Below are 26,188 nucleotides of genomic sequence, written 5' to 3' on the forward strand. Positions count from 1 at the left end.
CGCCAGCGTCAGCCGCACATCGTCCGCGGCTACTTCGGCGGCCCCCACGTCCGCTACATCGTGAACGAGAACCCCATGAGTTTCTGATCAATAGAAGTGGAGCTGCCGTGGGGGAAACCGGAGGGAGAGAAGAAGAAGTTCTCCCTCCTGCTCACCACGCGCTTCGGCAACGCTGTCGCGGTGAACACATGGAACACCTACACCTGGAAGCCTGCCTTGGCCAAGGCAGGCGTCATCCCGCCGCGCGCCGAGGGGGCGAAAGCCTGGCAGTGGGCGGCGGCTCCGAAGGACGGCTTCCATGTGCTTCGGCACACCTACGCCTCGATCATGTTGGAAGCCGGAGAGTCCGTCGTGACCCTGGCTCGGTGGCTCGGACACTCCTCGCCTGCGATCACTCTCGGTTACTATGCTCACTTCATGCCGGAGGCCGGCAGCAAGGGACGCGGCACCATCGATGGTCTGCTTGGGGAGCGCGGGAGATCAGCTTGCTAGCCGAAACTCCCCAGATTCTCCCCAGCGCTATCGACCCGTGGTCCCGGCCTCTACGCTCCGGAGAAGCCTTCCGTGGATTGCAAGGTTGAAGAGATGGGTGGCCTGGGAAAGTGTTGCAAGAGGTCGTAGCGACCCGCTATGTCACGCCCCTGCGTGAGGGCGGCTCGCTCCCGGGGATCGTCGAGGCCGACGACCTGGGCACGTACGTCATGAAGTTCACCGGGGCCGGTCAGGGCCGCAAGACGCTCGTCGCGGAGGTCATCTGCGGCCAACTGGGGCGGCGGCTGGGGCTGCGGGTGCCGGAGCTGGTGACCATCGAGCTCGACCCGGTCATCGGGCTGGCCGAGCCCGACCAGGAGGTGCAGGAGCTGCTCAAGGCGAGCGGCGGGTTGAACCTGGGGATGGACTACCTGCCGGGCTCGCTCGGTTTCGACCCGCTCGCCTACGCCGTGGGCGCGGCCGAGGCGGGGCGGGTCGTCTGGTTCGACGCGCTGATCAACAATGTCGACCGGTCGTGGCGCAACCCCAACCTGCTGGTCTGGCACGGCGACCTCTGGCTCATCGACCACGGTGCCACCATGATCTGGCACCACAACTGGCCGGGCGCCGAAGCCTCGGTGGCGAAGCCGTACGACGCCTCCGACCATGTGCTGGCCCCGTTCGCCCCGGACATCGCCTCGGCGGCCGCCGAACTCGCCCCCCTGGTCACCGAGGAACTGCTCACCGACGTGGCCGCCGACGTCCCCGACGTCTGGCTGGAGGGCGAGCCCGGGTTCTCCTCCGCCGACGAGGCGCGCCGGGCCTACGTGGCTCCGCTGCTCGCCCGGGCCGCCACCATCCATGAGCGGATCACCCTCGGCGCGCCGACCGCGGACCGGCCCTCCCAGGCCCCCGGCTGGCTCACCGAGCGGCTGCCGCCCCGGCCGAAACCGGCCGCCGACGGTGATGACGCCGGGGTCGCCGCCCGTACCGGCCGGGAGGGCGGCCGATGACGCGCCGCGACGTCTTCGAGTACGCGCTCCTGCGGGTCGTCCCCCGGGTCGAGCGCGGGGAGTGCTTCAACGCGGGGGTGATCGTCTACTGCCGGGCCCACTCGTTCGTCGCCGCCCGTACGCATCTGGACGAGGCGAAGCTCAGGGCGCTGGACCCGGACGCCGACGTCGTCGGCGTCCGGGCCGCCCTCCGTGCGGTGGAAGGGGTGTGCGGCGGCGGTGAGGGGGCCGGGCAGGCGGCCGGTGACGATGCCGGGCGGCGCTTCCGCTGGCTGATCGCCCCGCGCTCCACGGTCGTTCAGCCCGGGGCCGTGCACAGCGGGCTCACCACCGACCCGGCCGGTGAGGTGGAGCGGCTGCTCGACCTGCTGGTGCGCTGAGTCGCGTTCCGGGGGCTCGGTGCCCGGTGCTTGGTGCTTGGCGCTCGGTCCCGGGTGGGGGTGCCGAGTGCTCGACGTCGGGTGCCGGGCGGCGTGGTCCGCGTGCCCCCTTCGGTACGGGTAGGGGGCACCGCCCGGTGTGACGTGCGGCCCCCTGCGTCGCGCGCCGTTGACACCGGGTGCCAGGGCTTCTAGCGTCTCGTCTGCTGAAGGTACTAAGCGGTTGCTCAGTCATCGGGGCCTCCCGGGCAGGGAGGCGCTCCGACGTCCGCTGAGCCGCGATTCCAAGGGCGAGGAGAACCAAGCATGTCCACCACCGAGCAGCGCGTCGCCATCGTGACGGGAGCGGCGCGGGGCATCGGCGCCGCCACCGCCGTACGCCTGGCGGCCGAGGGCCGCGCGGTCGCCGTACTCGACCTCGACGAGGCGGCCTGCAAGGACACCGTCGAGAAGATCACCGCCGCCGGGGGCACCGCGCTCGCCGTCGGCTGCGACGTGTCGGACGGCGCCCAGGTGGAAGCCGCCGTCGCGCGGGTCGCCGCCGAGTTGGGTGCCCCGACGATCCTCGTGAACAACGCGGGTGTGCTCCGCGACAACCTGCTGTTCAAGATGAGCGAGTCCGACTGGGACATCGTGATGAACGTCCACCTCAAGGGCGCGTTCCTGATGGCGAAGGCTGTCCAGGTGCACATGGTGGAGGCCAAGTTCGGCCGGATCGTCTCGCTCTCCTCCTCCTCGGCCCTCGGCAACCGAGGCCAGGCCAACTACTCCGCCGTCAAGGCGGGGCTCCAGGGGCTCACCAAGACCCTCGCCAAGGAACTGGGCAAGTTCGGCGTCACCGCCAACGCCGTCGCCCCCGGCTTCATCGTCACCGAGATGACCGCGCAGACCGCCGCCCGCGTCGGCATGGGCTTCGAGGAGTTCCAGGCGGCCGCCGCCACCCAGATCCCCGTCCAGCGCGTCGGCCGTCCCGAGGACGTCGCCAACGCGATCGCCTTCTTCACCGGCGACGACGCCGGCTTCGTCTCCGGCCAGGTCATCTACGTGGCCGGCGGCCCCCTCAACTGACCCGAAGGGCAGCGAACGACATGACGGTGCAGGACAGCGGGAAGGTCGCCCTCATCACGGGCGCCAGCCGAGGCATCGGCTACGGGGTCGCCGAGGCGCTCGTCGCGCGCGGCGACCGGGTCGCCATCACCGGACGGGGCGAGGACGCCCTCAAGGAGGCCGTGGAGCGCCTCGGCGCCGACCGGGTCATCGCCATCCCCGGCAAGGCCCACGACGAGGCCCACCAGGCGGCCGCGGTCGAGCGGACCATGGAGGCGTTCGGCCGGGTCGACTACCTGGTGAACAACGCGGGCACCAACCCGGTCTTCGGCCCCATGGCCGAGATGGACCTGAACGTGGCCCGCAAGGTCTACGAGACCAACGTGATCTCGGCGCTCGGCTTCGCCCAGCAGACCTGGAAGGCCTGGCAGAAGGAGAACGGCGGGGCGATCGTCAACATCGCCTCCGTCGCCGGGGTCTCGCCCTCGCCGTTCATCGGCGCGTACGGGATGTCCAAGGCGGCCATGATCAACCTGACGCTCCAGCTGGCGCACGAGTTCGCGCCGGTCGTCCGCGTCAACGCGATCGCCCCCGCCGTGGTCAAGACGAAGTTCGCCCAGGCGCTCTACGACGGCCGTGAGGCGGAGGCGGCCGCCGCCTATCCGCTCGGCCGGCTCGGTGTGCCCGAGGACATCGGAGGCGCCGCGGCCTTCCTGACCTCGGCGCAGTCGGACTGGATCACCGGGCAGACCCTGGTGGTCGACGGAGGGATCTTCCTCAACGCCGGTGTCGGCTGAGCATGGCCTGAACCGGTTTGGCCTGATTGACTCGGGTGCCCCGCCGGACGGAGGGATCGCTTCGGCGGGGCGCTGCGGTATGGTCTGCCGACCCATGGCTGATCGAGGAGCGTGCACGTGTTCTACCGGGCCAGTCTGCAGGCCGCTGCAGCCCTAGCTTCCCTTTCTCTGCTGGCCGGCTGCGGTCTTCTCTCCGACAGTGGATCGGAAGCGAATCAGAAGATAACCGTCGGGACGACCAGCTCCCCGTCCACGCTGGATCCCGCCGCGGCCTGGGACGGCTCCTGGGAGCTGATGCGGAACATCTACCAGACTCTGGTGAGCTTCCCCACCGGCAGTACGAGCCCCGAGCCGGACGCGGCCGACACCTGCACGTTCACCGACGCCACGAGCATGGCCTACCGGTGCACGCTCAAGAAGAACCTCAAGTTCTCCAACGGTGAGAAGCTCGACGCCCAGGCCGTGAAGTACTCCATCGACCGGGTCGTGGACATCCACTTCAAGGGCGGCCCCGCCGGCATGCTCGGCTCCCTCGACCGGGTCGAGACCAAGGGTGACGACACCGTCATCTTCCACCTGAACAAGTCCGACGCCACCTTCCCCTTCATCCTGGCCACGCCCGCCATGTCGCTCGTCGCCCCCGGCGACTACCCCAGGGACAAGATCCGCGACGACGGCAGGATCACCGGCTCCGGACCCTACCTCCTGCACTCCTACGAGCCCGGTGTCAGCGCCGAGCTGACGAAGAACCCCGACTACAAGGGCTTCGCCAACCGGAAGAACAACGCCGTCACCATCAAGTACTTCGAGAAGTCCGCCCAGATGGTGGCCGCGCTCAAGGCCAAGGAGATCGACGCCACCTACCGCGGTCTGACCGCCGAGGAGGTCGTCGGCCTGGAGGACAAGAAGGAGGGCAACGACGGCCTCCAGATCATCGAGACCACCGGAGCGGACATCCGCTTCCTCGTCTTCAACCCGAAGGACCCGGCCGCCTCCAAGCCCGCCGTCCGCAAGGCCATCGCCCACGTCGTGGACCGCGACGCCCTGGTCGCCAAGGTCTACCGGGGCACCGCCGAGCCCCTCTACTCGATGATCCCCAAGGGCATCTCGGGCCACACCACCAGCTTCTTCGACACCTTCGGCGACCCGGACGTGAAGAAGGCGAAGGAACTCCTCACCGAGGCCGGGATCACCGAGCCGGTGAAGATGACCTTCTGGTACACCACCGACCGCTACGGCTCCTCCACCCAGCCCGAGTTCGAGGAGCTGGAGCGGCAGCTGGAGAAGTCGGGGCTCTTCGACATCACGCTGGAGAGCGCACCCTGGAAGACCTTCCAGGAGGGCTTCACCCAGGGCGAGTACCCGGTCTTCGGCCGTGGCTGGTTCCCGGACTTCCCGGACCCGGACAACTTCATCGCCCCCTTCGTCGGCGAGGAGAGCGTCACCGGAACCCCGTACCGAAACAAGGAGATCACCCAGCAGCTGATCCCCGCCACGCGGCAGCAGAGCGACCGGGGCGCGGTCAGCAGGCAGTTCGAGCGGGCGCAGCAGATCCTCGTCGAGGACGTCCGGCTGCTGCCGCTCTGGCAGGGCAAGCTGTACGTCGCCTCGGCCGAGGACATCGGCGGCGGCGAGCGCGCCCTGGACCCGCAGACCGTCATGCAGATGTGGGAGCTGTACCGCAAGGCCAGCTGGTAGCCGACAGCCGGTAGCAGGTGTGCGGGCCCGGGGAGTGCGCATCCCCCGGGCCCGTTGTCAGTGGCGGGCGGTAGGTTCTCGGATCAAGAACCTGTTGCTCACCGGAGGTTGTGGACGTGACCGATATCGACCTGCTGCCCGAGTCCTGGCGCGGCGTCCTCGGCGAAGAACTGCGGAAGCCGTACGTCAAGGAGCTGGCGGACTTCGTTGAGGAGGAGCGGGCCAGGGGACCGGTCTACCCGCCGCGCGAGCAGGTCTTCGCCGCCCTGGACGCCACACCGTACGAGAAGGTCAAGGTCCTCGTCCTCGGCCAGGATCCCTACCACGGCGAGGGCCAGGGACACGGCCTCTGCTTCTCCGTGCGGCCCGGCGTGAAGACCCCGCCCTCCCTGCGCAACATCTACAAGGAGATGCAGCAGGAGCTGGGCCTGCCCATCCCGGACAACGGCTATCTGATGCCGTGGGCCGAGCAGGGCGTGCTCCTGCTGAACGCGGTGCTCACCGTGCGCGCGGGCGAGGCCAACTCCCACAAGGGCAAGGGCTGGGAGAAGATCACCGACGCGGTCATCCGTGCCGTCGCCGAGCGGCCCGACCCGGCCGTCTTCGTGCTCTGGGGGAACTACGCCCAGAAGAAGCTCCCCCTGATCGACGCGGAGCGCCACGTCGTGGTGAAGGGCGCGCACCCCTCGCCGCTCTCCGCGAAGAAGTTCTTCGGGTCCCGGCCCTTCACCCAGATCAACGAGGCCGTCGCCGCCCAGGGCCACCAGCCGATCGACTGGCGCATCCCGGACCTCGGCTCTGCGAGCTGAGCGGGCCGACGGGCAGGGCGGTACGGCTCGGCCCGGCTCGACCGGTCCCTACCGCCCGTGTCTGAGCGCGATCGCGGACCAGCGGCGTTAGCGTCGGAGGACCGCGACCGGCTGGACGGGCCAGAGGAGACCGCAGTGGTGGAGCAGCAGGAGGCGTCCGAGGACGCCGTCATGACCAGGATCGGCCAGGCGGTCATGCTGCTCCACGGCGGCGACCGGGAGGAGGCCCGCAACCGCTTCGGCCTCCTCTGGGCGGAGCTGGGCGCCGAGGGCGACGCGCTGCACCGCTGCACCCTCGCGCACTACATGGCCGACACCCAGGACGACCCCGGTGACGAGCTGGCCTGGGACCTGCGGGCGCTGACGGCCGCCGAGGCGCTGCGGGGCGAGCGGCCCGCCGACCACCCGGACGCCCTGGCGGTCCGGGCGTTCGCCCCCTCGCTGCACCTCGATCTGGCGGCCGACTACCTCAAGCTCCAGCGCCCCGACGCGGCCCGCATCCACCTGCGCCAGGCCCGCGACGCGGCGGACGCGCTGGACGACGACCGCGATGACGGTCACGAGGGGCACGGCGAGGGTGTCCGGGCCGCCATCGAGCGGCTGGAGCTGCGGCTGCGGGGGATGTGACGCCGGAGGTCTGCCCTACCGGGGTGCCCGTCGCGCCGGATGCCTGGGGCCCTCGCCCCGGGGCGTCCCGTGTGCAGACGTACGTCTCTCAGCGGCCGTACGTCTTCTCGCAGATCCGGGATTCCTGGGAGCCCGCGGGCCAGCCCCCGTACCCCCGGCCCAGTGCGCACACGTCGTGCAGGCCGTCGCGGGCCCGGGGAGGGCGGGTAGGACGCCGGACGGGGCGAGAGGGGGTGGAGCGAGGCCCGGCACCCGGGGTGACGGGGTCGGGCGCGGTCGCGGGGCCACCCGGTCCGGTGGCCGGGGTACCGGCAGAGGTTCCGCACGCCGGGTCTGGGAAGCGGCCACGGCGGACGGCGCGGGCGCGGGCCGGGCGGGCCGGCCGGGCGACGGGCTCGGCTCCACGATGGTCTCCAGCGCCTCACGGCCGGGCGGCTGCACGATCTGCGGGACCACGTCCTGCGCCGGTCCGCCGCTCTCCGCCCGCGGCAGCCGCGAAGACCCCGTCCGCGGATCGACCGACACACACCCGGAGACGGCGGCCACGGCCACCCCGACCAGGAGACTCGTGGTGAATCTGGTTCGCTGCACACGGCCAACTCTGCGGTGCGGGCAGCCACTCGGGCAGCCCGAGGGCGAGGAATGGCCCGCACGAGTGACCCGGTCAGCACGGTGTGAACACCCCGGGCCCGGCACCGGCCCGGCGAGGCGTCCGGTCCGGGCGCCGGGGCCAGGGCCGGTGCCGCCGGGAACGGGCTGGGGCCGCGCTGGAAAGGGTCAGACGCCCGTGGCGCCGTCGACGCGCTCCCGTACCAGGTCCGCGTGGCCGTTGTGCCGGGCGTACTCCTCGATCATGTGCAGGTAGATCCAGCGCAGGTTGAACGGCTTGCCCGCCGAGCCGACGCCCCGGGAGAGGTCGTCCAGCCGGTGGCCGGCGGCCACCTTCCGGGCCTCCGCGATCTCCGCCCGCCAGACGGACTCGGCACCGGCCCAGGTGTCGGACTCCGTCACGGTGAAGTCCCCGTCCGGGTCCTCCTCCGTGGAGTAGAGGTCCGGCAGCTCCTCGCCCGCCAGGATCTCCCGGAACCAGAAGCGCTCCACCTCGGCCAGGTGCCGGACCAGACCGAGCAGGGTGAACGCGGACGGCGGCACCGACGCCTCGCGCAGCTGCGCGTCCGTCAGCCCCGCGCACTTGGTGGCGAGCGTCTCGCGGTGGTAGTCCAGCCACCCTTCCAGCATGGGGCGTTCGGCGGCGTCGATGGCGGGTTCGGAGCGTTCTGGGGGCGTCATGCCGGTCATCATGGGCCATGTTCACGATTCCGGCCAGGCATTTCCTCGCCAGGCGGCCCCCGCGGGCGGGCTGTCGGCGGCCCCGTATGCTGCCGGGAAACGCACCTGTGGTACTCCCGGACTCCCGGACTCCGGGAATCCAGGAATCCGGGAGTCGGAGACTCCGGGACTTCGGCACGGCGAGAGGGAGACCCCTGTGAAGGTCGGTTGCATCGGGCTCGGCGACATCGCGCAGAAGGCGTACCTGCCGGTGCTGACCGCGGTCCCGGGGGTCGAACTGCACCTCCAGACCCGTACGCCCGCCACGCTCGACGCGGTCGGCGACGCCCACCGCATCCCGGCCGGTGCCCGCCACACCACCCTGGACTCGCTGCTCGCCCAGGGGCTGGACGCGGCCTTCGTGCACGCCCCGACCGCCGTGCATCCGGAGATCGTGGAGCGGCTCCTGGACGCCGGGGTCGCCACCTATGTCGACAAGCCGATCGCGTACGAGTACGCCGAGTCCGAGCGGCTGGTGGACCTGGCGGAGGAGCGAGGGGTCGGCCTCGCCGTCGGCTTCAACCGCCGTTTCGCGCCGAGCTACGCCCAGTGCGTCGAGCACCCGCGCGAGCTGATCCTCATGCAGAAGAACCGGGTCGGCCTGCCCGAGGACCCCCGTGCCCTGGTGCTCGACGACTTCATCCATGTCGTCGACACCCTGCGCTTCCTGGCCCCCGGGCCCGTCGACCACACCACCGTCCGCGCCCGGATCGTCGACGGGCTGATGCACCACGTCGTGCTCCAGCTCTCCGGCGACGGCTTCACCGCGATCGGGATGATGAACCGGCTGAACGGCTCCACCGAGGAGATCCTCGAGGTCTCCGGCCGGGACACCAAGCGCCAGGTCCTCAACCTGGCCGACGTCGTCGACCACAAGGGCCAGCCCAGCGTGCGCCGACGCGGCGACTGGGTTCCGGTGGCCCGCCAGCGCGGCATCGAGGCGTGCGTCCACTCCTTCCTCGACGCGGTCCGCGCGGGCGGGGTCCTCAGCGCCCGGGACGCCCTGGCCACCCACGAGCTGTGCGAGCGGATCGTCAGGGACGCCCTGGAGCAGGCCTCCTCCTGAGCGCCCGCAGCCCCTCGGCGGCGCACAGGGCGGCCAGCGCGGCGAGCGCCCCGTACACCGCCCAGTCGCCGAAGCGGCCGTAGAGCGTGGTGCCGCGCGTCAGGGGCACGTCGTACACGGCCGCCGCGCTCGCGTCCGTACCGAGCGGCTCACCGATCCGCTCCCCGCGCGGCCCGTACACGGCGCTGATCCCGGTGAGGGTCGCGTGCACCAGGGGGCGGCCGTTCTCGGCGGCCCGCAGGGAGCCCAGGGAGGCGTGCTGGGCCGGGGCCCAGCTCTCCTGGAAGGTGGAGGTGGCGGACTGGGCGACGAGCACCTGGGCGCCGTCCCGGACCAGCCGCTTGCTCATGTCGGGGAACGCCGACTCGAAGCAGACCAGCGGGCCGATCCGCAGCCCCCGGTCGCCGCCGGGCAGGACCATCACCACCTGGCGGTCGCCGCGCAGCCGGTCCTCGCCCGCCGCCCTGCCCACGGAGGTCGCCCAGCCGAGCAGGGAGCGCGCCGGGACGTACTCACCGAACGGCACCAGGCGCATCTTGTCGTACCGGTCTCCGGTCGGCCCGTCCGGCCCCACGAGCACCGCCGACTTGAAGATCCCGCTCCGGCCCGATCCGTCCGTCTGCCGGGCGTCCACGTTGACCAGCAGATCGGCCCCGGTCTCCCGGGAGAGCGCCGCGAGCCGCCGGGCGGTCTCCGGGTTCTCCCAGGCGCCCGCCCCGATGCTGCTCTCGCCCCAGACGACGAGGTCCACATCGCGGCCCGCGACCGTACGGGTCAGCTCCTCGCCCCGGGCCAGGCGCCGCTCGACGCTGTCCGGGCCGGCGATGACACCCGGCTGGACGACGGCGATCCTGACCGTCCCCGAGGTCACCGGCTGCGGCGCCCACACCCCCACGCCGGTCACGCCCAGGGCGCACACCGCCAGCAGCACCCCGGCCGTCGTCCGGGCGCCGGTCCGCGCGGTCACCAGGAGGACGAGCGCGGTGTCGACCGCCACCACCAGCAGGCTCACCAGCCACACCCCGCCCACCGACGCCACGCGCAGCGCCGGCGCGACCTCCCACTGGCTCGCCCCGAGCAGCCCCCAGGGCCCGCCGAGCCCCTCCCAGGAGCGGACCAGCTCGATCGCCAGCCACCCCGACGGCACGGCCACCACCGCGGCGGCGGCCCGCCACGCGGAGGGCCTGCCCACCAGCAGCCGCCAGGCCAGTACGCCCCAGGGGGCCCACAGCAGGCCCAGCAGCGCACCCAGCAGCACGATGAAGACGTGCAGGCTCGGCATCAGCCAGTGGTGCACCGCGATGACGAAGCCGATCCCGCCGATCCAGCCGTCCAGAGCCGCCCGCCGCGCGGTGCCCGCCGAGCGGATCAGCAGCAGCCAGGGGACGAGCGCGACGTAGGCCAGCCACCAGAGCGAGGGCGCGGGGAAGGCGAGCGCGGGCAGCGCCCCGGCGAGCAGGGCGGCCGGCCAGCGGAGTCGGCCGGAGGCGGGGAACGTCCGGCGGGCGGAGTCCCCGACACCGGCGGGCGGCCCGTCTCCCGGGGGCCTGTCCGGTGACGGCCCGGTGGGCGGGGGCTTGCCCGGTGGTGTCCCGTCCGGTGGCGGCGCTCCGGCCCGCCCGTTCTCCTCCCGCCCGTCCACCGGCGTCCCGTCCTCCACGGGCCCGCCACGCGTCCGTCCACCGGACGCCGGAGACGCCCCGGCCCACCACCTCCGCATGCCGTGCCCTCCTCGTCCCGCGCGGGTGAGCAGCCGCGTGACCTGCCGGATCAGCTCTCTGTACCCAGTGTGGGGCAGGTGATCCCCACCGGGCGCGGGACAGGGCCGGGCTCGCCCGAGGGGTGCGATCAGGCCGGGCCGGGGGCGCGGCGCCACTTCTCGTGGACGGCGACGTCACGGATCCGCCAGCCCGGCTCCGTACGGTCGAGCTCGAAGGCGTACCGCCCGCCGGAGACGACGTCGGGGGCCGTGTCACCGGTCCCCGCGGTCTCGCCCTCCCGGGCCAGGCGCATCGGGTTGAGGTAGTCGGCCCGCACCCGCGCCCGATCGCCCGGGTAACCGCCCAGGTCCTCCAGGTCGATGCGGCGGTTGACGATCAGGTGCTGGCGGACCGGGAAGAGGCGCATCGTCCCGGCGAGCCACCGCGCGATCTCGCCCGCCGGGCCCGCCATCCCGCCCGCGCCCGTGTAGTCCGCCCGGCCGTCCGGGGTGAACAGGGCCTCGTACGCGCTCCAGTCGCCGTCGTCCACGGTCACGGCGTATCCGGTGATCACATCATCGATGGCGAGCCGGTCCATCACGGTCGCGAGTGCCACACGCTGTGTCATCGGTCAAGTCTCGGCCAAGCCGTCCGGCACGCCAAGAGGGCTGCACAGCAGGGAGGTCGGCGAGGCGCCCCCTCAGCAGGGCACGACGGCGACCGGTCCCAGCGCGTGCGTGAGCGTCGTCTGCGCCACCGGGGAGAGGCCGAGGCCGAGCGACTCCCCGCCCCTGCGGCGGCCGATGACGGTCAGGGCCGCCGTGGCGGAGGCCGTCACCAGGGTGCGCGAGGCGGAGCCGTTGACCGGCTCCCGTACGACCTCCACCTGCGGATACCGCTCCTGCCACCCGGAGGTCAGCTCGGCCAGCCCGCGCCGGGCCGAGTCCGCCGCCCTCTCCCGGTCGAAGACCGGCCCGCCGGTGAGCATGGACGAGAACATCGTCCAGCCGTGCACGATCCGCAGCCGCGCCCCGGGGCGGGCGGCCGCGGTGGCGAAGGCGAACTCCAGGACCGCCTCGCTGCTCTCGTCGGCGGCCACCCCCGCCACGATGTCGGAGGAGACCGCGGTCTCCTCGGGCCGGTCGTCCTCGTCGGCGCGGCCGTCCTGCACGACGACGACCGGGCAGCTCGCCATCGACGCGGTCGCCAGGCTGTTGGAGCCGATCAGCAGCGAGCGGAAGCCGCCGAGCCCGCGCGAGCCGACCACGATCATCGACGCGTCGCGGCCGAGCGAGACCAGGGCGGCCGCCGGGAAGTCCAGCGGGGCCAGGGTCGACGGGCTCAGCGCCGGAGCGAGCGCCTCGCTCCGGCGTACGGCCTCGGCGAGCAGTTCGTCCGCCTCCCGCAGCCGGGTCTCCTCGTCGGCGGTCCGGGTGAGCGGCCTGACGTGGACGATCAGCAGCGGGAGGCGGCGCCGTACGGCCTCGTCGGTGGCCCAGTCGAGCGCCTGCCGGCCGTGCGTGGAACCGTCGACGGCGGCGATCACGGGAAGATCATGGGTGGTCATGGACCCGAGCGTACGATGCCGGGGCCCGGCCGCCGGGCCTCATGACACCGGGCCCACGCCCCGGACCGCGACCACCGGACCCGCACACCGCGCCTCCCGCCCCCGGGCCGCAGGCGCGGATGCCGGTCAGTCGTGGTGGTGTGTCGAGGAGGTGTCGTCCGGCGGTACGGTCCGGCCGCCGTCGCTTCCGCTGACCACCACCACGACCAGCGCGACCATGACCCCCACCACCGCCAGCCGACCGGCCAGCCGCAGGCCCCAGCCGGTCCGGGAGGCGGCGGCACGCGGCGAGAGAGGCAGCTTCTCGGAGCGGCGGGCCGGGCGCAGCAGCCGCACGAGGAGCAGGGCGGCGATCGGCAGCTGGAGCAGCCAGACGCTGGTGCGGAACCAGCCGTCGTACCAGACGTTCGTCCCGTACAGCAGCGTGTGCCAGACGCTCAGCACGTACACCACGATCACGAAGCGGTGCAGCACCCGCCAGGTCTTCGGGCCGAAGCGGTGGCGTACGTAGAAGAGCAGGCCGAGCGGGATCGCGAGGTACAGGGCCGCCTGGCCGATCGGGATGGCGATCCGGCCGGTCCCCGAGGTGTAGCCGCCGGGCACGAACGTCTCGACGAAGGCGGTCACCAGCGCGGAGTTCCAGGCCGCCGTGTCGTGCCGGAACAGCTCGGCGCCGAAGAACAACGCGTGGGCGAGGATCAGCGCGATCGTGTTGAGGCTCGTGGTGCGGTGCAGCCGCTCCAGGCGCGGGGCGGAGATCCGCGGCCACCGCGGACGGGGGCCCGAGAGCAGGAGTCCGAGGACGACCGTGCCCCAGGCCCAGAGCAGCGCGGACCAGCCGAACGCCTGGCTGAGGAAGTACATCCAGAAGCCGCCCACGTCGGCCATGAACGGCATCACGGAGACCGTGGCGGAGGTCCTGTCGCGGATGCGTATGTAGAGGAGGACGAAGACGGCCGCCGTCACCAGGAGCGCCACCAGCCCGTCGAGCCAGGAGGCGCGCAGATCGGACCGGAGGGTGATGCGTCCGCCGGCGCGGGGCCGCTCCGCACCGGGCGGTCGGACGCCGGGCCGCGTGGCCTCGGGTGAGCCGGTGGGGAGTTCGGCGGCCGCCGCCGGTTCGGGTGCGAGGGGCTGGTTCGTCATGCGGCCTCTTCGTGGGGGGCGTCGGCTGGCGGGGCGCTGCGTCGGGCCCGTGCCAGGCGTGTGCAGGCATGCTGTTGGAGCAGTCGGTGGGGGAGGGGGGAAAGTTCCCCCGAGGGGGCTGTGATGTGAATCACATGACCAGTGGCGGGGGCAAACGGGGCGAACTCCTGTTGTTTCCGCATCTGCTGCTCTTCTCCGCGGGGCGGGTGCGGCTGGCACGATGACCGCCATGGGAGCCGGAACCGCACTCCGCCTCGCCCGCACCGCGCTGTTCGCGGTCGTGTGCGTCGCCGTGTCCGGGCTCGGCCACGCCCTCATGTCCGACGGCCCCCTGCCCCTCCTGGCCCTGGCGGCCGTCCTCGTACCCGTCGCCGGAGCGGGCTGGTGGCTCGGCCGCCGCGAACGGGGCGCTCCGGTCACCCTCGCGGCCCATGTCCTGGGCCAGTTGGGGCTGCACGCCCACTTCACCGCGGCGGGGGCCCACGCGTCGGCGGACCCCGCGACGGGCGAGCCGAGCGCTGCGGCGCGGCTCGCGCACCACGGGCACGAGCTGCCCCACGCTCCCGCTCCGCACCCGGTCGCCGACCCCTCCTCCTTGCCGACGGAGCTTCTGGGGGCCTTCAGCGGCTCGGCGTTGACCGGTCCCATGACCGCCGCCCACGTCCTCGCCGGTCTGATCTGCGGCTGGTGGCTCTGGCGCGGCGAGGTCGCCCTCGCCCGGCTGGGCCGCAGCCTGGCCCTCTTCGTACGGGCTCCGCTGCGGACGGCCTGGCGCCTCTGGTCGGCGGCGCCGGCCGCCACCGGGCGGCCCGTCCGGCCGCGCGCCCGCCGCAGGCCGGGCCGCCGCCCCCAGGGCCTGCTGGCCCCGCACGTCCTCTCCCGGCGCGGTCCGCCGCTCCCCATCCCCTCCCCGTGACCTCCAGGCGCCCGGCCGGTCCTGTGTGATCCGCCGGGGGCGCTACGGGTGTGCGCTCTCGCGCCCACACCCGTGACAGCCATGCCGCTGCCGCCGGACCGCCCCAGGGCCCCGGACGGTCGGCCACGCGGAGCCGGGCGGCGACCGCACCACGGCTCTGCCAGGACGCGAAGGACAGCTGTGACCCCGACTGCCACCCCCTCCCTGCCCCCTGCCCCCGCCTCGGGCCCCACCGCACCGCCGCGGCCGGCCCCCGCACCCCGGCCCCCGGCGCACGCCGCCCGGCAGAACGACGGCCAGATCACCGACTGGGCCCTGGCCGCCGGCGGCGGTGACCGGGAGGCCGCCGACCGGTTCGTCCGGGCGACCTACGAGGACGTCCGGAGGTTCGTCGCCTACCTCAGCGCCGATGTCCCCGGCGCGGACGACCTAGCCCAGGAGACCTACGTACGGGCCATGAGCGGCCTCGCCCGCTTCGCCGGACGCTCCTGCGCCCGTACCTGGCTCCTCTCCATCGCCCGGCGCGTGGTCATCGACCGCCACCGCACGGCCGCCGTACGCCCCCGGACCGCCGACACCGCCGACTGGCAGGGCGCCGCGGAACGGGCCCAGCCACGAGGCCTCCCCGGCTTCGACGAGTCGGTGGCGGTCCTCGACGCCCTGCGCCACCTGGACCCTGCGCGCCGCCAGGCCTTCGTGCTCACCCAGGTGGTGGGGCTCTCCTACGAGGAGGCCGCGGACGCCGCGGGCTGCCCCGTCGGCACGGTGCGCTCCCGGGTGGCGCGCGCCCGCCGGGAGCTGGCGGGGCAGTGGCGCAGGGAGCCGGGGGCCGGAGTGCGCCGGGCGGACCGCTGAACGCCCCGGCCCGCACCCCCGCTCACGCCCCTTCCGCCACCGCCGGGTCCGCCGCGGTCCAGCCGGTCTAGGGCCGGTCCGCCCGGGGCTCCGACCGGCCCCGGGCGCTCCGGCGGCCCAGGCTCAGCAGAAGCACCGGCAGCAGCACGCACTGGAGGCCGACGGCCACCCAGAACGCCCGCGCCGAACCCGCCGACTCCGCCGCCGCGTACAGCTGGCCGCCCACCACCCCGCTGGCGAACGCCCCGAGGCCCGCTGCCAGCCGCTGCCTGCCGAACACGGTGGCCGGGGGAGCGGAGCCACGGGCCAGCGCCTCCAGGTCGTTCTTGAGGAAGAGCACGATCTCCCCCAGGCAGATCAGCACGCCGCCCACCGCGATCCCCGCGTGCCCGCCCCCGGCGATGGCGGCCATGCCGAGGGCCAGGGCCCCGAACCCCCACCGCAGCGCCCCCGGGTAGCTCAGGGCGGCGACCCGCTCCGCCAACAGCGGCTGGGCGACGACGAGGAGGGCCGCGTACCCCGTCAGGACCACGCCGTAGAACCCGGCCGAGGTCCGGGGGACCGCGTACAGCGCCAGGTAGTGCTGGAAGAACATGAAGGCGTAGACGCTCGCCACGGTGACCAGGAACGGCGAGAGCCCGGACCGCCGTGCGCCGGCCGCGGGCGGTGGCACCTCGGCCGCCGTGGGCCCCACCTCGTCGCGCGGCAGGAAGGCGTGCCCCACCCCGACCACCGCGAACAGCCCGGCCACGCACGAGAGCAGCACCCCGGGGGAGCCCATCACCAGGGGTGCCGCCGCCGGAGGACCGAGAGCCATCCCGGCGTTGAACGCCGAACTGCTCGCCGACAGCAGCCGTGGCCGTTCCGTCTCCGGTGAACCATTCACCAGGTAGGCCTTGTTGGCAGGGAGATAGAGTGCCGCGCCCGCCGACACCATCATGAGCGCGCCGACCGCCAGAACAGGACTGGTCAACCCCGGTACGAGCGCGGCGAATCCGGCCGTACGCAACCCCAGCGCCAGCAGCATCGACCCGCGCAGCCCGATCCGCGCGGCCACCGGTCCAGCGACCACGCCCCCGGCGAACTGGATCAGCGAGGCCACCGCCAGCACGGAGCCGACCGTCCCCAGCCCGAGGCCGAGCCGCTGATGGAGCAGGACCGACATGTACGGCAGCACGGCGAAGCTGCCGAGCGTGATGAGGAACGACCCTGCCAGGAGAAGCCCCTGCGGCCCGGTGAACCGCCTTTCCCTGGTCGTGCCTTCCGTGCTCACCCGCTCCTCACGGCGTGTCCGCGATCACCGGACGCACCCGCACCGCCGCACTCCACGCCCGGTGCTGCGCCAGCTCCGCCGTCGGCGCCTGGGCCAGTACCATGCCCGTGCAGCCGCGCTGGTCGCCCACGTGCGGCAGGTGCTCGCCCGGCTCGCGTACGGGGAACCACTCCACGGACCCGGGGAAGGCGGCGAGTTCACCCAGGCCGTGCCAGCCCTTCAGCACCCCGGGCCGGTCGGCGTAGACGAGGACGAAGCCGTACGCGGGCCCCGCGCCCTCGTCGAGCGGGGCGTCCAGCAGGCCGGGACGGCGGCCCAGCGCCTCGTCCATCATCGCCGTGTACACATTGGTGCCCAGCGTCCGGCAGAGCACCTCGCCCACCAGCGCGCCGCCGATCCGCCGGTTGATCTCCACCAACTCCGGCCCCCCGGCGGTCAGGATGAACTCCACATGCGCGAACCCCCGCCGGTGGCCGGCCACTTCGAGGACACGCCCCACCCACGCCTCGACCGCGTCCCGCTCCCCGTCGGGCAGCGCCACCGGGAAGGCCGCGACCTCCTCCCGTACCACCGCCGTCCGGGACGTCTGACGGCTCAGCACCCCGAGCAGCCGGGCGGTCCCCTCCCAGCTCAGGGTCTCCGCGCTGTACAGCGGACCGGCGAGGAACGCCTCCGCGAACAGCTCGCCCTTCAAGGGCTGTCGGCCCGCCTCCGCCACGGCCCGGCGCAGCGCCTCCTCGTCGTGCGCGATCCAGACCGAGCGCGAGGAGGTGCCCGCCGAGTCCTTGAGGACGACGGGCAGGCCGACCGTACGCAGGACCGCCTCCGCGCCCTTGGGCCCGGGAGGCACGGCTACGGCGGTCGACCGGCTCAGCCCCCGCGCGTGCAGTGCCTCCCGGACCCGGCGCTTGTCCCGCAGCAGCCGGACCGCCGCCGGGTCCGGGCCCGGTAGCCCCAGCTCGGCGGCGAGTCCGGCCGCCGGGACGCTCCAGGTGTCGGTGGTGTTGATGAGCCCGGCGAGCGAGGGGAGGGCGGCCAGCGCCCGGCGGACCGCCTCCGGGTCGTCGGTGTCGACGTCCACCACGTCCAGCGCGTCGGCGGGCAGGGTGGCCAGCTCGTGACGGTACACCGAGCGGTCACCGGTCAGCAGGCAGAGCCGGTGACCGGACTCCTCGGCTGCCTCGGCCATCCGGCCGAGCCCGAAGGACAGGGACTCCAGGGCGGCGATCGTCACGGCTGCATCTCCACGGTCGGTACGGGGGCGGGGGCACCGCCCTGTTCGGACGTGCGGGCGGCTGCGGGCGCGGCACGCCGCCCCCACTCCATCACCGACCACGGCGGGCGCAGGGCTTCGAGGGACGTGATCGGCCGGGGCCGGAGTCCGGCCGGGTCCAGCGCCTCGGCGTGGCGGGCGAACACCCGCTCCGCGTAACGGTGTCCGGTGTCGGCGCCCAGCACCAGATGCAGCCGGCCCGGATCGCGCCCCGCCTCCCAGGACGCCGCCAGATGGGCCGCCCCGGAGGAGAGACCGGCGAACACCGCGTGCCGACGCAGCAGCCCGACCGCACCGGCCATCGCGTGGCGGAAGTCCAGCCAGTGCACGGTGTCGTACAGCTCATGGTGCACGTTGCCGAACGGGATCGAGCTGCCGATGCCCGCGATGATCGCCTCCGGGTCGCTGAACTGCTCGCTGCCGAAGGTGACGCTGCCGAACGGCTGGATCCCCACCAGCCGGACCGCCCGCCCCGACTCCCGTAGCGCACGGGCCAGTCCACCCGTCGACGCGCCCGTGCCGACCGCGCCCACCACGGTCAGCGGACCCTGGGGCAGCGAGGCGGTCAGCAGGTCGGCGAACTCCCGGTACCCCTCGTGGTGCACCGCGTCGTGGTACTGCCGCATCCAGTGGAAGTCCGGCCGGTCCGCGAGGAGTTGGCGTACGTGCCGGACGCGCAGCTCCTGGTCCAGACGGAGGCTCCGGGAGGGCGGCATCCGGTCGACGGTCGCCCCCAGCACCTCCAACTGGGCGAGCATCGTGGCGTCGACGGTGGTGGATGCCACGATGTGGCACCGCAGCCCGTAGCGGTGGCAGGCCATCGCCAGTGCCACCGCGTAGATGCCGCTGGAGCTGTCGACCAGGGTCTGCCCGGGCACCACCCGGCCCCGCCGCAGCAGCGAACGGACCGCGCCGAGCGCCGCGTACACCTTCATCGTCTCGAACCGCGCGAGCACCAGGTCGCCGTCCAGCCGGATCAGGTCCGGGGCCTTCACGGCGTCGGTGATGTGCTCGTGCACGGTCGCGGCGGCGGCCGGCTGCCGTGCCCCGGCCCTCACTTGCGCCGCCCGCGGACGATCAGCCGGTCGGAGTGCTGGTCGTAGCCCGAGCCGTCGAAGCCGCCGAAGCACTCCACGTCGGTGAAGCCGGCCTCCTCGAAGAGGGCGTGCAGTTCGGCGGCGGAGTAGAGCCAGGAGTGGATGGAGGCCGTACGGGCCGTGTCCCCGCGCACCAGCGTCCAGTCGGTGCGCAGCCGCCGCCAGCTGTCGAGGACGGTGTCGCGCTGGACGACGTACGAGCCGTCCGGCAGGTCCACCGCTTTGGGCCGCCCGATCCAGCCGGCCAGCACCTCCTTGCCCATCACGTCCACCACGAGCTGCCCGCCCGGCGCGAGGCTCCCGTACGCGTTGCGGAGCACCTGGAGGTTGTCCTCGGCGGCCTCGAAGTAGCCGAACGAGGTGAAGACGTTCAGGATCACGTCGAAGGCGCCGGGATCGGTGTACGTGAGCATGTCGGCCCGCTCCAGCCGGACATCTGCCCCCGCCGCCTCGCACGCGCCCCGGGCCCGCTCCAGCATCGTCCGCGAGAGGTCGACGCCCGTCACCGCGTACCCGCGCGCCGCCAGCGGCACCACGAACAGCCCCGGCCCGCAGGCCAGGTCCAGGACCCGTGAACCCGGGGGGAAGTCCAGCAGGGGCGAGGAGGCGACGAGGGCGGCGGCGGACTGCGCCCGCGCGGGCGGGAACATCGTCGAGGCGAAATCGGACCAGAGTGCGTCGTCCTCGTACCATTGCATGCTTCTCGGTCTCCTCCCGGCCCTCGTGGGGCCGCCGTGCTGTGCAGCGTCGGTCGCTGGGCCTGTACTCCAGGTAGTCGGCGGCCGGTGCCGGGAAGTTCCCGGCACCGGCGTCGGCCTACGATCACCGGCGGGCGGGCCGGACGGCCCGGAGAGACCGGAGGGAGCGGGGAGCATGACCTGGAGCGAGGTGCCGGTGGACACCGAACCGGCTGAGGGGGCCGTCCTGCTGAGCGGTATCCCGGGCAGCGGCAAGTCCACGGTGGCCGCCGCGCTGGCGGCCCGGTTCGCGGCCTCGGCGCACATCGAGGTCGACGCCCTCCAGGAGATGATCGTCCGGGGCGGCCGATGGCCCTCGCCGGAGCGGGACGCGGAGGCGGACCGGCAGATCTTCCTGCGGGCCCGCAACTCCTGCCTGCTGGCCGACAGCTTCGTCGGCGCGGGCTTCCTGCCGGTCGTCGACGACGTGGTCGTCCGCCGGGCCCATCTCGACTTCTACCGGCGGCAGCTCGCCTTCGGGCCGCTGCACTTCGTGGTGCTGGCCCCGGGCGCGACGAAGGCGGGGGAGCGCAATCTCGCCCGGGACAAGAACCTGACGACGGACTGGTCGTTCCTGGACGCGGCGATGCGGACCGAACTGGCCGGCGAAGGCGTCTGGATCGACAACGCCGAGCTGACGGTCGCGGAGACGGTCGACGCGGTCCTGGCGGCGACGGGCCTCACGGCCCGCTGAACCACCGTCACTGCCGCCCGTCTCCCCCCCGTAGGTCTCCTGGGCGCACGGTGCCGGGCCTCCGAAGCGACCGGAGGCCCCCGAGCCGCCGGACGGGGTTCAACATCGACCCGGGTGCGAACCGGGGACTGTTCCATCCCTCATTCGGGTGGTTGGCCGAAACAGTCCTGGAAGGCCCCCGGTGGTCTGGCTCTAGGGTCTCCGCTGTCCTGTCGGCACCTGTAGGCGAAGGAGCCGACGGGTCGGGACGGCCGCCGTGTCCGGTGGCCGGACACCTATCTGCCCAGGAGGTAGTTCATGCTCGCGGGTTGCGTACGACATCTCCGGCCCGGACGGGCCGGCCCGGGCGCCTCAGCCGCCGTGATGAGCCTGGTGCTCGTCGCTCTGATCTCGCTCACCGGAACACCGGCCGCGGCCGCGCCGCCGCCGTCGTCCGCCCGGCCCGCCGCAGCCGAAGCGCCGGTGTGGGCCCAGGCCCCGGAGTCCACCGCCGGGACCCCGGTCGTGACGAGTGCGGCCGACGGGGCGACGGTGGTCCTGGCCCGGGGCGCGGACGACACCGTGTACCGGAGGACGCACAACCGGGAGGACGACTCCTGGAGCGCGTGGACCAGCACCGGCGGCACGGCCCTCGGCGACCCGGTCACGGCCCGCGAACTCAGCGGGCGGCCATCGGTGTTCGTACGGCGTGCCGACGGCCGTCTGTGGGCGCAGAGGCAGACCGCCGACGGCGGCTGGTCGGCGTGGCGGGACCTGGGCGCGCCCGACGGGACGGCCATCGCCGGGGCTCCGGTGGTCGTCGCCAATGACAACAGGCACAGCAGTCCCCTTCCGGACACCGCCGGTTTCGTCCGGGGCAACACCGACGGGCGGCTCGAACTCTTCGCCCGGGGCGCCGACAACCGTATCTGGCACCGGGTCCAGAAGGATCCCAACGGTGCGGAATGGAGCCGGTGGGAGTCCCTGCCTGGCACCTGGGCGGGAAGCCCCGCCGCTGTGGTCGCCGGGGACGGCCGCATCAGCGTGGTCGCCCGCAAGCCCGACGGGCGGCTGAGGGTGACCGCGCAGAAGGTCCCCGGCACACCACGGACCCCGTTGCCCGAGGACAACTGGTCGGAGTGGAAGCAGATCGGGACGGAGCACACGGGCAACCCGGCCGTGGCCGTCAACACCGTCCGGGCCGGCACCCTGCTCCAGGTCTTCGCCAACCGGAGCGACGGCAGGCTGTGGACGGTCACCCAGACCGCCCCGGGTACCGGGCAGGATCCGGCCGGTGTGTGGAGCACAGCCGAGAGGATCGGGCCGGCGGCGCCCGGCCGCCCCGTCGTCACCACCCACAGCGACGGCCGCCTCGCGGTCTTCGGGGTCAACGCCGAAGAGCGTGTCGCCTACCGGACGCAGACCAGTCCCGCGACCGGGAACGATCCGAACGGGGTGTGGGCGGCCGGCTGGCGGTCGCTCGACGGCCAGAAGGTCCAGTCCGTCACGGCCCACTCCGTCCGGCGCGGGCACTCCACCTCCTTCGGGGTGTTCGCCCTCGGCAAGGAGTCCGACACGATCCACCAGCGCTCCCGGCTGTCGCTGGGGGACCCCAGGGGCAGCCGGGAGGACGTCTGGCTCGACTGGGCCGACCTCGGCCCCGTCGGCTCGGGGCCGTGTGCCGGCCCCTCCTCCCTGGAGTGCCTGACCATCGAGAGCGATGACCTGGGCCTGGTGCTGAGCCTGGAGAACTCGCTCAAGCCCGACAGTGCCATCGTCCGTGAGCAGCGACGCTCCGTCCCCTGGCAGACGTGGGCGATGCGGCCGACGAACGACCCGCGCGGGGCGGTCAGTATCGTCAACCGCCTCAAGGGCAGGTGCATCGACCGGAGGGACCCCCTGTTCGGCCCGGTCGAGTTCGAGCTGGCGCCCTGCGATCCCGCGAGCGTGGACCAGCAGTGGTACATCGAACCGGTCCTGCCCCCCAGCGCCGACAAGGCGACGCAGAACGCGTCCGCCTTCCGCCTACGGCACCGCGGCGACGCGTCGAGCTGTCTGACCGCCCTGTCCGACGCCCTGTGGCCCGAGACCCTCACCAGGGTGGTGCGCCGCAAGTGCGACAGCAACGCGGCCAAGGAGCACGACACCTGGAGGCTCGGCCACAGCACGCTCGCCCTCACCGGCCGCGTCACCACCACCGCACCCGGGGTCCTGGCCACCGTCCTCAAGCAGTCCGCCGCACGGTGCGAGCTGGACCCCGGTGACTACCCCTGCGTCTTCATCCCCACGACGGAGGAACCCGCCCACCGCGCGGCGGAGCGCTGCGTCGTAGGGAAGGTGCTCTACAACCAGGGCTCCGCGCAGGAGGGTTTCAACGTCTCCTGGTTCCGGCCCAGCGGCACCGACTTCTCCTTCGGCGGGGCGATGGCGCATACGGACGAGTTCCTGCCCGCCACCTTCAACTTCACCGCCGACCTCTCCGACTGGCTCCACGAAGGCTCCGTGGGGGACCAGGCACACGTCAGCGTGCCACCGAAGCAGTTCGGATGGGTCGAGACGGCACCCGTCGCACGGGAGACGACCGGCTACTGGAGGGTGACCCTGGGCCGGCTCTCCTGGACCGTTCCGGCCCGCAACGTGTCGTACGCCAAGAACGGCACCGACGGCGTCGAAGGCTCCACCGTCATCCGGGTCTCGAAGACCCCGCCCCACTACGGGCACTGCGAGAACTAGGACGACCCGCGTACGGAGCGGGGCGGCGGCCGAATGCCGCCGCCCCGCCCCTTCCTCATGAGCCCGGCTGTCAGCCCGCGGACTCACCCGCGTGCGGGCTCAGCACACCGGCCGAGACGAGTGCGAAGATGAGAATGCCGAGCGCGACCCGGTAGATCACGAAGGGCATGAAGCTCTTGGTCGTGATGAACTTCATGAACCACGCGATGACGGCGTAGCCGACGAAGAAGGCGACCAGGGTCGCGAAGATCGTCGGCCCCCAGGAGACATGCCCCTCGCCCACGTCCTTGAGTTCGTACACGCCGGAGGCGAGTACCGCGGGGATCGCCAGCAGGAAGGAGTAGCGGGCGGCCGACTCGCGGGTGTAGCCCATCAGCAGACCGCCGCTGATGGTCGCGCCCGAGCGGGAGACACCGGGGATCAGCGCCATCGCCTGGCAGCAGCCGTAGATCAGACCGTCCCGGACGCCGAGGTCCTTGAGCGTCTTGCGCTCCTTCACCGCACGGTGCTTGCCGCCCGCCTCGTCGCGTGCGGCGAGCCGGTCCGCGATGCCGAGCACGATGCCCATGACGATCAGCGTCGTCGCGATCAGCCGCAGGTCCCGGAACGGGCCCTCGATGTGTTCCTTGAGCGTGACGCCGAGCACCCCGATGGGGATCGAGCCCACGATGACCAGCCACCCCATCTGGGCGTCGTGGTCGCTGCGCATCTCCTTGTTCGTCAGCGACCGGAACCAGGCCGACACGATCCGCGCGATGTCCTTGCGGAAGTAGATCAGGACCGCGGCCTCCGTGCCGATCTGGCTGATGGCGGTGAAGGCGGCCCCCGGGTCGTGCCAGCCGGCGAACGCGGCGGTCAGCCGCAGGTGGGCGCTGGAGGAGATCGGCAGGAACTCGGTCAGTCCCTGAACAAGTCCCAGGACGAATGATTCGAACCAGCTCATGGGGCTTTGGCCATCCCGAGGTGATCGTGCATCGGCCGTGGACGCGGGGCCCGTCGGCTGCGTGCGGAGTGCGGTCAAGGAGGAGAGGAAGCGAAGGGGCGCGGAGAGTCGGGGAGTCGGCGGGAAGAAGATCGCGGGCAGCTTATCGCCCGAAAGTGAACGCAAGGATGACCGCGAGGGTCATCCACGTACCGCTGTGCGCTCAGTCCTTGGGTGCCTCCCGGCCGCCGAGCCGGTGGCGCTTGCGCCAGGCGACCAGGGCGCCGCCGATACCGGACACCACGATGAATCCCGTCGCCGCCAGGAAGAGGGGCGAGGTCGGCGAGGCGGCCTCGCTGCCCGCTACGACGTACGCCGCCGTGTTGGGGATGGAGCCGATGCCGGTGGCCAGGAGGAAGGGCGGACAGCCCATGCGCGAGGTCGCCGCGCAGTAGTTGGCGGCGGCGAACGGGATGCCGGGGAAGAGCCGGAGCGCCAGCACCGAGCGGAAGCCGTGGCGGCTCAGCACCCCGTCGGCGGCCGTGAGCACCCTCCCGCGCAGCAGTGTGCGCAGCGCGTCCTGGCCCAGGACCCGGCCCAGCATGAACGACACGCCCGCGCCGAGGACCGTGCCCGCCAGGGCCGCCATCAGCCCCGTCTGCGTACCGAAGAGGGCCCCCGCCGCCAGGTTGAGGATCGGGCGCGGCACGAACGCCACGGTGAGCGCCCCGTACGCGAGCCCGAACAGCATCGCCGCACCGCCGCCCGTCAGCTGCTCCGGCCAGCCCGACGCCAGCAGCCGCTGTGGTTCGAACAGCAGCATCGTCGACGCGGCGGCCAGCAGCACGGCCACCAGCAGCGAGAACCGGGACCAGGGGGAGAGCAGTGCCTTGGAACGCCGGAGGGCCGTGGCGCCGGCGGGCCGGGCGGCGGGGACGGGGTCGAACATTCGGGGAGACTAACCGAAAACGGTGTGTGATCGCCGTAATGTGCGTCGCGTGGACCCCGCAGCAGCCTCCGCTCCCGCCGAACCGGACGGCCCGCTTCCCGATGCCGTACCGGGTGCTCCCGTCGAACCGGACATGAGGCACATCGCCCCGTTCCTCGGGATCCCCGCCCCGCGGCGCCGGGCCCTGGCGAGGACCGTGCTGGCCGGCACCGGGCGGCCGGACGAGCGGGACTGCACGGCGATCGCGCTGCGCTGCTGGGAGCTGCCCGAGCGCGAGTACCACTACTTCGCCGTCGACTACCTCCGCCGGTACGTCTCCTCCTGCTCCTCCGGCTTCCTCCCCGTTCTGCGCCACCTCGTCACCACCGTCCCCTGGTGGGACACGACCGACGCGCTTGCCGCGCATGTCGCGGGCCCGCTGGTCACCGCCGACCCGGCGCTCGCCCGCGCCATGGACCGGTGGATCGACGACGACCACCTGTGGGTCGCCCGTACCGCCCTGCTCCACCAGCTGCGCTACAAGGAAGCCACTGACACCGACCGCCTCTTCGGCTACTGCCTGCGCCGTGCGGACCACCCGGACTTCTTCATCCGCAAGGCGATCGGATGGGCGCTGCGGGAGTACGCCAAGACCGACCCCACCGCCGTACGCGACTTCGTCGAGGGTGCCCGGACCCGCCTCTCCCCGCTCTCCGTGCGCGAGGCGCTCAAGAACCTCTGAGGCCGCGGCCCTTGGCCGACTCCCCGCCGAAAACCATTCGACGTGGTCGTCCCGCTGGGCCACGATCAAAGGCATGTTCCGGTACGCCTTCCCCGCAGCGCCGTCCGCAGTCGCGGACGAGCCGAAGGCTGCCGTGAACGACGTGGTCGCAGCCGCCACCGCAGCCTTCGCCGCTGCCGCAGCGCCCCTCGGCGGCGCCCGAAGCTGACCCTCCCCCGACAGTCCGGCGGACCCCGCAAGGGGAGGGTCGGCGGGGCCCCGGGGTCTTCATCTCTTCCCAGCTTCGAGTTCTCAAAGGAACTTCCCAATCGTGTTGTCAAGCCGCTCCCGTGACGGGAGGTGAAGTGTGAAAGCACTCTCCGTCACGGATCATCGCCCACAGGACGTTG

Annotated in this window: 26 protein-coding genes; 15 read left to right on the forward strand and 11 right to left on the reverse strand. The window is 72.8% G+C overall.

The window, feature by feature from the left end; genetic code table 11:
* The first annotated feature begins 96 nt into the window (after window positions 1–96).
* From AC0682_RS30160 to AC0682_RS30195, 8 genes are all read left to right on the forward strand, one after another.
* Entirely contained in the window at window positions 97–492 is a 396-nt protein-coding gene (locus AC0682_RS30160) for a tyrosine-type recombinase/integrase (RefSeq protein WP_478536340.1), read from the forward strand.
* Window positions 493–602: 110 nt separating this feature from the next.
* Window positions 603–1,484 carry a HipA family kinase gene (locus AC0682_RS30165; RefSeq protein ID WP_478536342.1) on the forward strand — a complete coding sequence of 294 codons (882 nt, stop codon included), beginning with the start codon at window positions 603–605 and terminating at the stop codon, window positions 1,482–1,484.
* Window positions 1,481–1,864, forward strand: coding sequence for a DUF3037 domain-containing protein (locus AC0682_RS30170; RefSeq protein WP_478536343.1), 384 nt, complete (start codon window positions 1,481–1,483; stop codon window positions 1,862–1,864). The genes AC0682_RS30165 and AC0682_RS30170 overlap by 4 nt, the downstream gene beginning before the upstream one ends.
* Window positions 1,865–2,170: 306 nt before the next feature.
* Complete coding sequence (gene fabG, locus AC0682_RS30175) at window positions 2,171–2,932, forward strand: 3-oxoacyl-ACP reductase FabG (protein ID WP_478536344.1); 762 nt, start codon at window positions 2,171–2,173, stop codon at window positions 2,930–2,932.
* A 20-nt stretch (window positions 2,933–2,952) separates the two neighbouring features.
* Window positions 2,953–3,708, forward strand: a complete 756-nt coding sequence (locus AC0682_RS30180) for an SDR family oxidoreductase (protein ID WP_070202504.1) — start codon at window positions 2,953–2,955, stop codon at window positions 3,706–3,708.
* A 294-nt stretch (window positions 3,709–4,002) separates the two neighbouring features.
* Window positions 4,003–5,406 (forward strand): ABC transporter substrate-binding protein, encoded by a 1,404-nt coding sequence (locus AC0682_RS30185; protein WP_478536345.1) that lies wholly within the window; start codon window positions 4,003–4,005, stop codon window positions 5,404–5,406.
* A gap of 116 nt (window positions 5,407–5,522) precedes the next feature.
* Window positions 5,523–6,215: a uracil-DNA glycosylase gene (locus AC0682_RS30190; RefSeq protein WP_254813054.1), complete on the forward strand. Its 693-nt coding sequence runs from the start codon at window positions 5,523–5,525 to the stop codon at window positions 6,213–6,215.
* 135 nt (window positions 6,216–6,350) lie between these two features.
* Window positions 6,351–6,842 (forward strand): hypothetical protein, encoded by a 492-nt coding sequence (locus tag AC0682_RS30195; RefSeq protein ID WP_478536347.1) that lies wholly within the window; start codon window positions 6,351–6,353, stop codon window positions 6,840–6,842.
* 777 nt (window positions 6,843–7,619) lie between these two features.
* On the opposite strand, the gene AC0682_RS30200 is transcribed toward AC0682_RS30195, so the two are convergent.
* Window positions 7,620–8,141, reverse strand: coding sequence for a DinB family protein (locus AC0682_RS30200; RefSeq protein WP_478536374.1), 522 nt, complete (start codon window positions 8,139–8,141; stop codon window positions 7,620–7,622).
* Between the two features lie 187 nt (window positions 8,142–8,328).
* Here AC0682_RS30200 and AC0682_RS30205 point away from each other — a divergent pair, with 187 nt between their 5' ends.
* Window positions 8,329–9,237 (forward strand): Gfo/Idh/MocA family protein, encoded by a 909-nt coding sequence (locus tag AC0682_RS30205; protein ID WP_478536348.1) that lies wholly within the window; start codon window positions 8,329–8,331, stop codon window positions 9,235–9,237.
* On the opposite strand, the gene lnt is transcribed toward AC0682_RS30205, so the two are convergent.
* The 4 genes from lnt to AC0682_RS30225 all read right to left on the reverse strand — a co-directional run bounded on the left by lnt (window position 9,206) and on the right by AC0682_RS30225 (window position 13,650).
* Entirely contained in the window at window positions 9,206–10,957 is a 1,752-nt protein-coding gene (gene lnt, locus AC0682_RS30210) for an apolipoprotein N-acyltransferase (protein WP_478536350.1), read from the reverse strand. The genes AC0682_RS30205 and lnt overlap by 32 nt on opposite strands.
* Window positions 10,958–11,085: 128 nt before the next feature.
* The gene (locus tag AC0682_RS30215; RefSeq protein ID WP_478536352.1) at window positions 11,086–11,565 is read right to left on the reverse strand and encodes a nuclear transport factor 2 family protein; all 480 of its coding nucleotides are present in this window, start codon (window positions 11,563–11,565) and stop codon (window positions 11,086–11,088) included.
* 72 nt (window positions 11,566–11,637) lie between these two features.
* Entirely contained in the window at window positions 11,638–12,504 is an 867-nt protein-coding gene (locus AC0682_RS30220) for a universal stress protein (protein ID WP_478536354.1), read from the reverse strand.
* Between the two features lie 126 nt (window positions 12,505–12,630).
* Window positions 12,631–13,650: a ferric reductase-like transmembrane domain-containing protein gene (locus AC0682_RS30225; protein WP_478536355.1), complete on the reverse strand. Its 1,020-nt coding sequence runs from the start codon at window positions 13,648–13,650 to the stop codon at window positions 12,631–12,633.
* A gap of 220 nt (window positions 13,651–13,870) precedes the next feature.
* Here AC0682_RS30225 and AC0682_RS30230 point away from each other — a divergent pair, with 220 nt between their 5' ends.
* Together AC0682_RS30230 and AC0682_RS30235 are read left to right on the forward strand one after the other, a co-directional pair.
* On the forward strand, window positions 13,871–14,566 hold the full coding sequence (locus tag AC0682_RS30230) for a hypothetical protein (protein WP_478536357.1): 696 nt from the start codon (window positions 13,871–13,873) through the stop codon (window positions 14,564–14,566).
* Between the two features lie 180 nt (window positions 14,567–14,746).
* Entirely contained in the window at window positions 14,747–15,421 is a 675-nt protein-coding gene (locus tag AC0682_RS30235) for a sigma-70 family RNA polymerase sigma factor (RefSeq protein ID WP_478536359.1), read from the forward strand.
* 67 nt (window positions 15,422–15,488) lie between these two features.
* Here AC0682_RS30235 and AC0682_RS30240 read toward each other — a convergent pair whose 3' ends face one another.
* The 4 genes from AC0682_RS30240 to AC0682_RS30255 are packed head-to-tail and all read right to left on the reverse strand — an operon-like array spanning window position 15,489 to window position 19,762.
* On the reverse strand, window positions 15,489–16,694 hold the full coding sequence (locus tag AC0682_RS30240; RefSeq protein WP_478536361.1) for an MFS transporter: 1,206 nt from the start codon (window positions 16,692–16,694) through the stop codon (window positions 15,489–15,491).
* 7 nt (window positions 16,695–16,701) lie between these two features.
* Window positions 16,702–17,928, reverse strand: a complete 1,227-nt coding sequence (locus AC0682_RS30245; RefSeq protein WP_478536363.1) for an ATP-grasp domain-containing protein — start codon at window positions 17,926–17,928, stop codon at window positions 16,702–16,704.
* Window positions 17,925–19,025 (reverse strand): pyridoxal-phosphate dependent enzyme, encoded by a 1,101-nt coding sequence (locus AC0682_RS30250; RefSeq protein WP_478536365.1) that lies wholly within the window; start codon window positions 19,023–19,025, stop codon window positions 17,925–17,927. The genes AC0682_RS30245 and AC0682_RS30250 overlap by 4 nt, the downstream gene beginning before the upstream one ends.
* The gene (locus AC0682_RS30255) at window positions 19,022–19,762 is read right to left on the reverse strand and encodes a class I SAM-dependent methyltransferase (RefSeq protein ID WP_478536366.1); all 741 of its coding nucleotides are present in this window, start codon (window positions 19,760–19,762) and stop codon (window positions 19,022–19,024) included. The genes AC0682_RS30250 and AC0682_RS30255 overlap by 4 nt, the downstream gene beginning before the upstream one ends.
* Window positions 19,763–19,937: 175 nt before the next feature.
* Between AC0682_RS30255 and AC0682_RS30260 the strand changes: the two genes are divergently transcribed.
* Both AC0682_RS30260 and AC0682_RS30265 read left to right on the forward strand, forming a co-directional pair.
* A complete protein-coding gene (locus AC0682_RS30260) occupies window positions 19,938–20,495 on the forward strand; it encodes an AAA family ATPase (RefSeq protein ID WP_478536367.1) in 558 nt (185 codons plus the stop codon).
* A gap of 363 nt (window positions 20,496–20,858) precedes the next feature.
* On the forward strand, window positions 20,859–23,207 hold the full coding sequence (locus tag AC0682_RS30265) for a DUF8189 domain-containing protein (protein WP_478536369.1): 2,349 nt from the start codon (window positions 20,859–20,861) through the stop codon (window positions 23,205–23,207).
* 70 nt (window positions 23,208–23,277) lie between these two features.
* Here the strand turns inward: AC0682_RS30265 and AC0682_RS30270 are convergent, their stop codons facing one another.
* Both AC0682_RS30270 and AC0682_RS30275 read right to left on the reverse strand, forming a co-directional pair.
* Window positions 23,278–24,150 carry an undecaprenyl-diphosphate phosphatase gene (locus tag AC0682_RS30270; RefSeq protein ID WP_478536370.1) on the reverse strand — a complete coding sequence of 291 codons (873 nt, stop codon included), beginning with the start codon at window positions 24,148–24,150 and terminating at the stop codon, window positions 23,278–23,280.
* 202 nt (window positions 24,151–24,352) lie between these two features.
* Complete coding sequence (locus tag AC0682_RS30275; RefSeq protein ID WP_478536371.1) at window positions 24,353–25,078, reverse strand: TVP38/TMEM64 family protein; 726 nt, start codon at window positions 25,076–25,078, stop codon at window positions 24,353–24,355.
* Between the two features lie 49 nt (window positions 25,079–25,127).
* Between AC0682_RS30275 and AC0682_RS30280 the strand changes: the two genes are divergently transcribed.
* Complete coding sequence (locus tag AC0682_RS30280; RefSeq protein ID WP_478536372.1) at window positions 25,128–25,799, forward strand: DNA alkylation repair protein; 672 nt, start codon at window positions 25,128–25,130, stop codon at window positions 25,797–25,799.
* Window positions 25,800–25,872: 73 nt separating this feature from the next.
* Window positions 25,873–26,007 carry a hypothetical protein gene (locus AC0682_RS30285; RefSeq protein WP_478536373.1) on the forward strand — a complete coding sequence of 45 codons (135 nt, stop codon included), beginning with the start codon at window positions 25,873–25,875 and terminating at the stop codon, window positions 26,005–26,007.
* The last annotated feature ends 181 nt before the right edge of the window (window positions 26,008–26,188 follow it).

The organism is Streptomyces sp. NPDC043746 (assembly GCF_056436485.1).

Excerpts from the sequence above, each read along its gene's own strand:
- AC0682_RS30285 (WP_478536373.1), top strand. The coding sequence starts at position 25,873 with ATGTTCCGGTACGCCTTCCCCGCAGCGCCGTCCGCAGTCGCGGACGAG.
- AC0682_RS30215 (WP_478536352.1), bottom strand. The coding sequence starts at position 11,565 with ATGACACAGCGTGTGGCACTCGCGACCGTGATGGACCGGCTCGCCATC.
- fabG (WP_478536344.1), top strand. The coding sequence starts at position 2,171 with ATGTCCACCACCGAGCAGCGCGTCGCCATCGTGACGGGAGCGGCGCGG.
- AC0682_RS30230 (WP_478536357.1), top strand. The coding sequence starts at position 13,871 with ATGACCGCCATGGGAGCCGGAACCGCACTCCGCCTCGCCCGCACCGCG.
- AC0682_RS30225 (WP_478536355.1), bottom strand. The coding sequence starts at position 13,650 with ATGACGAACCAGCCCCTCGCACCCGAACCGGCGGCGGCCGCCGAACTC.
- AC0682_RS30255 (WP_478536366.1), bottom strand. The coding sequence starts at position 19,762 with ATGCAATGGTACGAGGACGACGCACTCTGGTCCGATTTCGCCTCGACG.
- AC0682_RS30185 (WP_478536345.1), top strand. The coding sequence starts at position 4,003 with ATGCGGAACATCTACCAGACTCTGGTGAGCTTCCCCACCGGCAGTACG.
- AC0682_RS30275 (WP_478536371.1), bottom strand. The coding sequence starts at position 25,078 with ATGTTCGACCCCGTCCCCGCCGCCCGGCCCGCCGGCGCCACGGCCCTC.
- AC0682_RS30270 (WP_478536370.1), bottom strand. The coding sequence starts at position 24,150 with ATGAGCTGGTTCGAATCATTCGTCCTGGGACTTGTTCAGGGACTGACC.
- lnt (WP_478536350.1), bottom strand. The coding sequence starts at position 10,957 with ATGCGGAGGTGGTGGGCCGGGGCGTCTCCGGCGTCCGGTGGACGGACG.
- AC0682_RS30260 (WP_478536367.1), top strand. The coding sequence starts at position 19,938 with ATGACCTGGAGCGAGGTGCCGGTGGACACCGAACCGGCTGAGGGGGCC.
- AC0682_RS30170 (WP_478536343.1), top strand. The coding sequence starts at position 1,481 with ATGACGCGCCGCGACGTCTTCGAGTACGCGCTCCTGCGGGTCGTCCCC.
- AC0682_RS30200 (WP_478536374.1), bottom strand. The coding sequence starts at position 8,141 with ATGACCGGCATGACGCCCCCAGAACGCTCCGAACCCGCCATCGACGCC.
- AC0682_RS30180 (WP_070202504.1), top strand. The coding sequence starts at position 2,953 with ATGACGGTGCAGGACAGCGGGAAGGTCGCCCTCATCACGGGCGCCAGC.
- AC0682_RS30265 (WP_478536369.1), top strand. The coding sequence starts at position 20,859 with ATGAGCCTGGTGCTCGTCGCTCTGATCTCGCTCACCGGAACACCGGCC.
- AC0682_RS30220 (WP_478536354.1), bottom strand. The coding sequence starts at position 12,504 with ATGACCACCCATGATCTTCCCGTGATCGCCGCCGTCGACGGTTCCACG.